The 7,579-nt window shown below is 69.3% G+C and carries 10 protein-coding genes; all 10 read right to left on the bottom strand.

The window, feature by feature from the left end; all coding sequences use genetic code 11:
* Nucleotides 1-118: 118 nt before the first annotated feature.
* The 10 genes from rplQ to secY all read right to left on the bottom strand — a co-directional run bounded on the left by rplQ (nucleotide 119) and on the right by secY (nucleotide 7,450).
* Complete coding sequence (rplQ, locus tag AB0G13_RS11900) at nucleotides 119-679, bottom strand: 50S ribosomal protein L17 (RefSeq protein ID WP_357872474.1); 561 nt, start codon at nucleotides 677-679, stop codon at nucleotides 119-121.
* Between the two features lie 34 nt (nucleotides 680-713).
* The gene (locus AB0G13_RS11895; RefSeq protein WP_013735931.1) at nucleotides 714-1,736 is read right to left on the bottom strand and encodes a DNA-directed RNA polymerase subunit alpha; all 1,023 of its coding nucleotides are present in this window, start codon (nucleotides 1,734-1,736) and stop codon (nucleotides 714-716) included.
* 98 nt (nucleotides 1,737-1,834) lie between these two features.
* Nucleotides 1,835-2,461, bottom strand: a complete 627-nt coding sequence (gene rpsD / locus AB0G13_RS11890) for a 30S ribosomal protein S4 (protein WP_088998366.1) — start codon at nucleotides 2,459-2,461, stop codon at nucleotides 1,835-1,837.
* A 14-nt stretch (nucleotides 2,462-2,475) separates the two neighbouring features.
* Nucleotides 2,476-2,883, bottom strand: a complete 408-nt coding sequence (rpsK, locus tag AB0G13_RS11885; protein WP_014440747.1) for a 30S ribosomal protein S11 — start codon at nucleotides 2,881-2,883, stop codon at nucleotides 2,476-2,478.
* Between the two features lie 18 nt (nucleotides 2,884-2,901).
* Nucleotides 2,902-3,282: a 30S ribosomal protein S13 gene (gene rpsM / locus AB0G13_RS11880; RefSeq protein WP_091290326.1), complete on the bottom strand. Its 381-nt coding sequence runs from the start codon at nucleotides 3,280-3,282 to the stop codon at nucleotides 2,902-2,904.
* Nucleotides 3,283-3,547: 265 nt separating this feature from the next.
* Complete coding sequence (rpmJ, locus tag AB0G13_RS11875) at nucleotides 3,548-3,661, bottom strand: 50S ribosomal protein L36 (RefSeq protein ID WP_012184307.1); 114 nt, start codon at nucleotides 3,659-3,661, stop codon at nucleotides 3,548-3,550.
* A gap of 93 nt (nucleotides 3,662-3,754) precedes the next feature.
* A complete protein-coding gene (infA, locus tag AB0G13_RS11870) occupies nucleotides 3,755-3,976 on the bottom strand; it encodes a translation initiation factor IF-1 (RefSeq protein ID WP_007073013.1) in 222 nt (73 codons plus the stop codon).
* Nucleotides 3,977-4,522: 546 nt separating this feature from the next.
* Complete coding sequence (map, locus tag AB0G13_RS11865) at nucleotides 4,523-5,374, bottom strand: type I methionyl aminopeptidase (RefSeq protein WP_357872470.1); 852 nt, start codon at nucleotides 5,372-5,374, stop codon at nucleotides 4,523-4,525.
* Nucleotides 5,375-5,467: 93 nt separating this feature from the next.
* Nucleotides 5,468-6,121: an adenylate kinase gene (locus AB0G13_RS11860; RefSeq protein WP_091627746.1), complete on the bottom strand. Its 654-nt coding sequence runs from the start codon at nucleotides 6,119-6,121 to the stop codon at nucleotides 5,468-5,470.
* Nucleotides 6,122-7,450: a preprotein translocase subunit SecY gene (secY, locus tag AB0G13_RS11855; protein WP_357872467.1), complete on the bottom strand. Its 1,329-nt coding sequence runs from the start codon at nucleotides 7,448-7,450 to the stop codon at nucleotides 6,122-6,124.
* Nucleotides 7,451-7,579: the final 129 nt, after the last annotated feature.

Here is a 7,579-nt window from a genome sequence, read left to right as displayed (position 1 = left end):
CGCCCCTCGTACCCCCACCGCCCCCCCCCGCGGTGGCCCCCCCCCACCCCGACCCCCCGCACGCGGGGCTCGGGCCCCGCCCCCCAGGGGGGGGGCCCGGCCCCGACGGTGGCCTGGATCAGGCCTTGTCGTTCTCGCCGGCCTCGTCGCTGTCCTCGCGGGCGGCGGCGGTGTCGCCGGACGCCGACACGGGCGGCTCGGCGTCCTGGTCGCCCGAGTTCGACTTCGGGGCCTCCTCGGCCGGGGCGAGCGCCTCGACCTTGTCCTGCTGCGCGGCCTTGCGGGCGGCGGTCTTCTTGTTCGCCTTCGGCTCGGCGACCTGAAGCTCCTCGACCAGCTCGATGATCGCCATCGGGGCGGCGTCACCCTTGCGCGGACCGGTCTTCACGATCCGGGTGTAGCCACCGTTGCGGTTGGCGAACCGGGGCGCGATCTGGTCGAACAGGGCGTAGACCACGTCCTTGTCCTTGACGACGCCCAGCACCCGCCGGCGGGACGCCAGGTCGCCGCGCTTGGCCTTGGTGATGAGCTGCTCGGCCAGCGGACGCAGCCGCCGGGCCTTCGTCTCGGTGGTCTGGATCTTGCCGTGCTGGAACAGCGCAGTGGCCAGGTTGGCCAGCATGAGCCGCTCGTGCGCGGGGCTGCCGCCGAGGCGGGGGCCCTTGGTGGGCGTGGGCATGCTTGGTGCTCCTCAGGTGTGGCGGCAGCGCGGACTAGAGCTGCTCGGTCTCGCGATAGTCGTCGGTGTCGTAGTCGGCCTCGCCGAAGGCGTCCACGACGTGCGCCGGGTCGAAGTTCGGGGCCGAGTCCTTCAGCCCCAGACCCATCCCGGCGAGCTTCATCTTGACCTCGTCGATCGACTTCTGACCGAAGTTGCGGATGTCGAGGAGGTCGGCCTCGGTACGCCCGATGAGCTCACCAACGGAGTTGATGCCCTCGCGCTTGAGGCAGTTGTAGGAGCGGACGGTCAGGTCCAGCTCCTCGATCGGCAGCGCCAGGTCGGCCGCGAGCTGGGCGTCCTGCGGGGACGGCCCGATGTCGATGCCCTCAGCGGTCTCGTCCAGCTCCCGGGCCAGGCCGAACAGCTCCACCAGCGTCGAGCCGGCGGAGGCCAGCGCGGTGCGCGGGCCCATCGACGGCTTGGTCTCGACGTCGATGATCAGCCGGTCGAAGTCGGTCCGCTGCTCGACACGGGTCGCCTCGACGCGGTACGTCACCTTCAGCACCGGCGAGTAGATCGAGTCGACCGGGATCCGGCCGATCTCGGCGCCGGCCTGCTTGTTCTGCGCCGCCGTGACGTAGCCACGACCCCGCTCGACGGTCAGCTCCATGTCGAGCCGGCCCTTGCCGTTGAGGGTGGCGAGCTTCAGGTCCGGGTTGTGCACCGAGACGCCGGCCGGCGGCTGGATGTCGCCCGCCGTCACGTCGCCCGGGCCCTGCTTGCGCAGGTACATGCTGACCGGCTCGTCGTGCTCGGAGCTGACGCAGAGCTCCTTGATGTTCATGACGAGCTCGACCACGTCCTCCTTGACACCGGGGATCGTGGTGAACTCGTGCAGCACGCCGTCGATCTTGATCGAGGTGACCGCCGCACCCGGGATCGACGACAGCAGCGTGCGCCGCAGCGAGTTGCCCAGGGTGTAGCCGAAGCCCGGCTCCAGCGGCTCGATGGTGAACCGGGACCGGGTCTCGTTGATCGACTCCTCGGAGAGAGTCGGTCGCTGGCTGATGAGCATGTCTTCTCTTCTCTTCCGGGGCGCCCGCCATATGACGCCCACGACAAACTGTTCCGGTGGCCCGCCCCGGAAGGGCGGGCCACCGCAACGAGCTCCGACTACTTGGAGTAGAGCTCGACGATCAGCTGCTCCTGGACCTGCGTGTCGATGACCTGGCGGGCCGGGAGCGAGTGCACGAGCACCTTCATCTGGCTGGGGATAGCCTCCAGCCACGCCGGAACCGACTTCGAGCCGGCCTCGGCCTGCGCCACGATGAACGGGGTGAGCTCCTTGCTCTTGCCCCGGACCTCGATGATGTCGTGCTCCTTGACGCGGTACGACGGGATGTCGACCTTCTTGCCGTTCACCGTGAAGTGACCGTGCTTGACCAGCTGACGGGCCATGTCCCGGGACTTGGCGTAGCCGGCCCGGTAGACCACGTTGTCCAGCCGCGACTCGAGGATCTGCAGGAGGACCTCGCCGGTCTTGGCCTTCTTGCCCACGGCCTCCTCGTAGTAGCCGCGGAACTGCTTCTCCAGCACGCCGTACACGCGGCGGGCCTTCTGCTTCTCACGGAGCTGGAGCAGGTACTCCGTCTCCTTGGTGCGGCCGCGGCCGTGCTGTCCGGGCGGGAACGGCCGGGACTCGAACGGGCACTTCGGGCCATCGCACTTGCTGCCCTTGAGGAACAGCTTCATCTTCTCCCGCCGGCAACGGCGGCAGTCAGCACCGGTGTAACGAGCCATCTCTCTCTAACCTCTCAGACCCGGCGACGCTTCGGCGGACGGCATCCGTTGTGCGGCTGCGGCGTGACGTCGGAGATCTGCCCGACCTCGAGCCCGGCTGCCTGCAGCGAACGGATGGCGGTCTCCCGGCCGGAGCCGGGTCCCTTGACGAACACGTCGACCTTGCGCATGCCGTGCTCCATCGCCCGACGCGCGGCGGCCTCGGCGGCCAGCTGCGCGGCGAACGGGGTCGACTTGCGGGAGCCCTTGAAGCCCACCTGGCCCGAGGAGGCCCAGGAGATGACCGCACCGGTCGGGTCGGTGATCGACACGATGGTGTTGTTGAAGGTGCTCTTGATGTGCGCCTGCCCGTGGGCGACGTTCTTGCGTTCCTTGCGCCGGACCTTCTTGACGGCGGCTCCGGCACGAGCCTTCGGTGGCATAAGTCTGTGCGCTCCTAGTTACTTCTTGCCGGGCTTCTTCTTGCCGGCGACGGTCCGCTTCGGGCCCTTGCGGGTCCGCGCGTTGGTCTTGGTCCGCTGGCCACGCACGGGCAGGCCCCGGCGGTGCCGGATACCCGCGTAGCAGCCGATCTCGACCTTGCGGCGGATGTCAGCGGCGACCTCGCGGCGCAGGTCGCCTTCAACCTTGTAGTTGCCCTCGATGTGGTTGCGGAGCTGGACCAGCTCCTCATCCGTGAGGTCCCGAACGCGCTTGTCCGGCGAGATGCCGGTCGCGGCGAGCGTCTCCAGGGCGCGGGTGCGACCGACCCCGAAGATGTAGGTGAGCGCGATCTCCATCCGCTTCTCGCGGGGGAGGTCGACGCCGACTAGACGTGCCATGTGCGGGCGTGCTCCTCGTGGTGTTGTGCGGAGGTGTGGACCCGTTCCATCCCGCTACCGGCCGCCCCTGTCCTTCCGGCGTCGTGCGCCGGCGACCGGGGTCGGTCGCTGCCCGAGCGGGCCCCGGCCTCCGACCGGGGGTCAACCACGAAGGGGTACGCGACGCGCACCGCTCGCGGCTGGAACGAGCATGTGATTCGTTGTCTGGATCTGCGGCCCGGACCGATTTCGACCGACCGTTGTCACACGGCCGGCCGGAACTGGTTCAGCCCTGGCGCTGCTTGTGGCGCGGGTCGGTGCAGATGACCATGACCCGGCCGTGCCGGCGGATGACCCGGCACTTGTTGCAGATCCTCTTGACGCTCGGCTTGACCTTCACGGTTGCCTTACTTCCCATCTGGCCCGACGACGCGCCGAGGCGCGACACCGGACGTCGAAGACGGACACGGGGACGTCCCGGCCGCCGTCAGGCTTACTTGTAGCGGTAGACGATGCGCCCGCGGGTCAGGTCGTACGGCGAGAGTTCGACGACGACCCGGTCCTCCGGCAGGATGCGGATGTAGTGCTGCCGCATCTTGCCACTGATGTGAGCCAGCACCTTGTGACCGTTCGCGAGCTCCACCCGGAACATGGCGTTCGGCAGGGGCTCGATGACCCGACCCTCGATCTCGATGGCTCCGTCTTTTTTCGGCATGTCCTCCGCTGTCCTGACGTCGGTTACTCCGGACGGCCCACAACGTCTTACACGGGCCACCGATCAAGATCAGATTGCCCGCGCCAGCCGCGGCTCCGACTCCCACCGAAGCGCAGGGTGGGCATGCCGGAGTGGACGCTGTGCGCCGATCAGAAAGTGTACGCCCGCCTGCGGGCCGTCGCCAAACCGGCCGGGAATCGGTGCGTCGGACCGGACAGAACGGGCCATTCAGACCTCGGCGTCAGCCCCGCCACGCGGCCTTCCCGCTGGGCGGCCGGCGGGCAGGTCCAGCCGGCCCCGTCGACGGCGACCCGCAGCCGCCCGGCCACCGCCTGACGGCCGGCGACGGCGACCCGCATCCCGTCGCGTCCCCCATGCCCGCGGGGCCGGACGCGAGCCGGCGGGAGCCGGGGCCGGAATAGCGCCCAGGGCCCCGGCACCGCGAACCCCGGGTCCGGGTCACGGTTCGCGCCTCGGCGGCGGGCGGTGTGGGCCTCAGCGGGCGGGAGGGTGGGACGCGGGGCCCGGCGGGACGCCGCTGCGGGCTCAGCGGGCCGGCGAGTCCGCGGGCTGGCGGGAGGTGACCAGCTCGCCCAGGCGGGCGCGCCCGCCGTCCGGCGCGGTGAGCACCCAGACGCCGTCCGGGAGCAGCGCCATCGTGTGCTCGACGTGCACCGCCATCGACCGGTCCCGGGTGATCACGGTCCAGCCGTCGGAGAGTTCGACCGTCCGGGGCGAACCCATCGTGATCATCGGCTCGATCGCCAGCGCCATGCCCGGCACCAGGCGCGGGCCCTTGCCCGGCCGCCCGTGGTTGAGCACGTGCGGGTCCTGGTGCATCTCGGTGCCGATGCCGTGCCCGCCGTAGCCGTCGACGATGCCGTACCGCCCGCCCTTGCGTACCGCGTCCTCCACGGCGTGCGAGATGTCGGTGAGCCGGCCCTTGCCGCTGGCCGCGCCACGGGCGGCGGCGGCGATCCCCGCCCACATGGCGTCCTCGGCCACCGCGGCCATCTTCAGCAGCGCCGGGTCGACCTCGCCCACGCCGACGGTGATGGCGGCGTCGCCGTGCCAGCCGTCGAGCACCGCGCCGCAGTCGATGGAGATCAGGTCGCCGTCGCGGAGCACCTGCTGCGCTGACGGGATCGCGTGCACGACCTGCTCGTTGACGGACGAGCAGATCGACGCGGGAAAGCCGTGGTAGCCCTTGAAGGAGGGGACGGCACCGGCCTCGCGGATGGTCGACTCGGCGATGGCGTCCAGGTCGGCGGTGGTGACCCCGGGGGCGACCGCCTCCCGCATCCGACGCAGCGCCGCGGCGACCACCAGCCCGGCGGCCCGCATCTTCTCGATCTGGTCAGGGGTCTTCAGCTGGATGTCCAGCTGGGGACGACGCATGGAGCCGTTACCTTTCGTTGCCGATGCCGAAGAGCGGGGCACGTCGGACGTACCCCGCTCTTCGCACTCTATCCGCCGGAACCCGGCGGGACGTCAGCCGCCGTACGACCGCAGGGCGTCGATGGCGCGGACGGTGACGTCCTCCACCGGGCCCGTGGCGTCGATGCCCACCAGCTTGCCCTGGGCGCCGTAGTAGTCGACCAGCGGCGCGGTCTTGTCCGCGTACTCCCGCAGGCGGGTGGCGATGGTCTCCGGCTTGTCGTCGTCGCGCTGGAACAGCTCGGCGCCGCACCGGTCGCAGATGCCCTCACGCGAGGTGGCGTCGAACTCCACGTGCCAGATCTTGCCGCAGCCCCGGCAGGTGCGCCGACCGGAGAGCCGCCGGATCACCTCGTCGTCGTCGACGACCAGCTCCAGCACCAGGTCCAGCGCGGTGCCCAGGTCGGCGAGGAGCTTGTCCAGCGCGGCGGCCTGTGGCGTGGTGCGCGGGAAGCCGTCGAGCAGGAAGCCCTCGGAGGCGTCCGGCTCGGCGAGCCGGTCCCGCACCATGTTGATCGTGACCTCGTCGGGCACCAGCTCGCCGGCGTCCATGTAGCGCTTCGCCTCGACGCCGAGCGGGGTGCCCTGCGAGACGTTCGACCGGAAGATGTCGCCGGTGGAGATCTTCGGGACCGAGAGGTGCGCGGCGATGAACTCGGCCTGCGTGCCCTTGCCCGCACCCGGCGGGCCAACCAGAACGAGTCTCATCTACCGCAGGAACCCTTCGTAGTTCCGCTGCATCAGTTGGCTCTCGATCTGCTTGGTGGTCTCCAGACCGACGCCAACCATGATCAGCACAGCGGTGCCGCCGAACGGGAAGTTCAGGTACTGCTGCTTGTCCAGCCAGATGAAGAAGAAGTTCGGCAGGATCGAGATGATGCCCAGGTAGAGGGCACCCGGCAGCGTGATCCGGCTGAGGATGAAGTCGAGGTAGTCGGCGGTCGGCTTGCCGGGGCGGATGCCCGGCACGAAGCCGCCGTACTTCTTCATGTTGTCCGCGACCTCGGTCGGGTTGAACGTGATCGAGACGTAGAAGTACGTGAAGAAGATGATCAGCAGGAAGTAGACCGCGATGTAGATCGGGCTGGTCGGGTCGACCAGGTTGTTCTGGATCCACGCCTGGGTCTTGCCCGGGTTGTTCTGGTCGAAGAACTGCAGCGCCAGCTGCGGCAGGTAGAGCAGCGACGAGCCGAAGATGACCGGGATGACACCCGCCTGGTTGACCTTCAGCGGGATGTAGGTCGAGGTGCCGCCGTACATCCGCCGGCCGATCATGCGCTTGGCGTACTGCACCGGGATCCGGCGCTGCGCCTGCTCGATGAAGGTGACTGCGGTGATGACCACCAGGACCAGCGCGATGACGAGCAGGAACTTGCCCCAGCCGCCGGTCTGCTTGATCTGCCAGCCCTCGCTGGGGAGCCGGGCGGCGATCGAGGTGAAGATCAGGACGGACATGCCGTTGCCGACGCCCCGGTCGGTGATCAGCTCACCGAGCCACATCACCACGCCGGTGCCGGCGGTCATCGTCATGACCAGGAGGGTCAGCGTCAGCCAGTCCGGGATCCCGGTCCCCTCGGGGATGATCGGGAACTGGTCGCACTGGTTGTTGAAGAGCTGCCCGGAGCGGGCCAGCGCCACGAACGCCGACGCCTGGAGGACACCCAGGCCCAGGGTCAGGTAGCGGGTGTACTGGGTGATCTTCGCCTGGCCGGACTGGCCCTCCTTGCGGAGCTGCTCCAGCCGCGGGATCACCACGGTCAGCAGCTGCAGGATGATCGACGCTGTGATGTAGGGCATGATGCCCAGCGCGAAGACCGAGAGCTGCAGCAGCGCCCCGCCGGAGAAGAGGTTGAGCAGGTTCATCACGCCCGTGGAGCCGTTCTCCATGGCGTCGATGCACTTCTGGACGTTGCCGTACGAGACGCCCGGGCTGGGCAGCGTCGCCCCGAGCCGGTAGACCGCGATGATGCCTACTGTGAACAGCAGCTTCTTGCGCAGGTCAGGCGTACGGAACGCACTGAGAAAGGCGGACAGCAACTTCTTCCTCCTGCGCGAGGCGGGCCGCCGGTGATCCCTGGCGGGGCGGGTTGGGTGCCGGGCGAGTGCCCGATATCCATGGCTGGGAAGGGACTCTAACAGCCCGATCCCGGTCCGGGCAGATGTGCC

This window comes from Micromonospora sp. NPDC023633, assembly GCF_040640035.1.
In the GTDB taxonomy this organism is placed as follows: Bacteria; Actinomycetota; Actinomycetes; order Mycobacteriales; family Micromonosporaceae; genus Micromonospora.
This window is presented reverse-complemented; position numbering and strand designations above follow the sequence as displayed.

Coding starts and splice junctions, on each gene's coding strand:
- AB0G13_RS11895 (WP_013735931.1), bottom strand. CDS start 1,736: ATGCTCATCAGCCAGCGACCGACTCTCTCCGAGGAGTCGATCAACGAG.
- map (WP_357872470.1), bottom strand. CDS start 5,374: ATGCGTCGTCCCCAGCTGGACATCCAGCTGAAGACCCCTGACCAGATC.
- infA (WP_007073013.1), bottom strand. CDS start 3,976: ATGCCGAAAAAAGACGGAGCCATCGAGATCGAGGGTCGGGTCATCGAG.
- AB0G13_RS11860 (WP_091627746.1), bottom strand. CDS start 6,121: ATGAGACTCGTTCTGGTTGGCCCGCCGGGTGCGGGCAAGGGCACGCAG.
- rplQ (WP_357872474.1), bottom strand. CDS start 679: ATGCCCACGCCCACCAAGGGCCCCCGCCTCGGCGGCAGCCCCGCGCAC.
- rpsK (WP_014440747.1), bottom strand. CDS start 2,883: ATGCCACCGAAGGCTCGTGCCGGAGCCGCCGTCAAGAAGGTCCGGCGC.
- rpsM (WP_091290326.1), bottom strand. CDS start 3,282: ATGGCACGTCTAGTCGGCGTCGACCTCCCCCGCGAGAAGCGGATGGAG.
- rpsD (WP_088998366.1), bottom strand. CDS start 2,461: ATGGCTCGTTACACCGGTGCTGACTGCCGCCGTTGCCGGCGGGAGAAG.